General features: G+C 63.8%; 1 protein-coding gene. It reads left to right on the top strand.

What is annotated here, in order from left to right; translation table 11 throughout:
* Positions 1 to 1,122: amino acid adenylation domain-containing protein (locus AB0I34_RS44165; protein ID WP_360458749.1), on the top strand; the 1,122-nt coding region annotated here is incomplete at both ends.

Here is a 1,122-nt window from a genome sequence, read left to right as displayed (position 1 = left end):
CCATCACCAAAACCGGCGCCGCCTACCTCCCACTCGACCCCACACACCCACCCGCCCGCATAAACCAGCTCACCCAACACGCCAACGTCAAAACCATCATCACCACCAGAGACAACACCACCCCACTACCCCCACACACCACCATCATCCACACCGAAGACCTCCCCACCACACCCACCAAACCACCCCAACCCAGCCCCGCCACCCCCCAAAACCTCGCCTACATCCTCTACACCTCCGGCTCCACCGGCCAACCCAAAGCCGTCGCCGTACCCCACCGCGCCATCACCCGACTCGTCACCCACCAAACCCACATCACCATGGGACCCCACCAGAACTACCTACTCCACTCACCCACCACCTTCGACGCCTCCACCTTCGAAATCTGGGCCCCCCTACTCAACGGCGGCCAACTCACCATCGCACCACCCGGACAACTCACCACCCCCGAACTCCACCACCTCATCACCACCCACCACATCAACACCCTCTGGCTCACCGCCGGCCTATTCCACCTCATCATCGACGACGACCCCACCATCCTCACCCCCATCCAACAACTCCTCACCGGCGGCGAACCCGTATCACCAACCCACGCCGAAAAAGCCCGCCAACACCTACCCAACACCCAAATAATCGACGGCTACGGACCCACCGAAACCACCACCTTCGCCACCTGCCACCCCCTCCCACCACACCAACCCATCACCGGCCCCATCCCCATCGGCACCCCACTCAACGGCACCGAAACCCACATCCTCGACCACCACTGGCAACCCACCCCACCCGGCACCACCGGCGAACTCTTCATCGGCGGACCCGCCCTCGCCCGCGGATACCACAACCAACCCCACCTCACCGCCGAAAAATTCATCCCCCACCCCACCAAACCCGGCCAACGCCTCTACCACACCGGCGACCTCGTCCGCCAAACACCCGACGGCACCATCCACTACATCGGCCGCACCGACCACCAAATCAAAATCCGCGGCCACCGCATCGAACCCGCCGAAACCCAAACCACCCTCCAAACCCACCCCGACATCACCACCACCCACATCACCACCCACCACCACCCCCCCCGCGGCCCCCAACTAACCGCATACGTGACCAGTCCCGAGC

Origin of the sequence: Kribbella sp. NPDC050281 (assembly GCF_040655855.1) — a bacterium.
Classification (GTDB): domain Bacteria; phylum Actinomycetota; class Actinomycetes; order Propionibacteriales; family Kribbellaceae; genus Kribbella.
The sequence above is the reverse complement of the archived record's forward strand: the minus strand, read 5'-3'. Positions and strand labels throughout refer to the sequence as shown.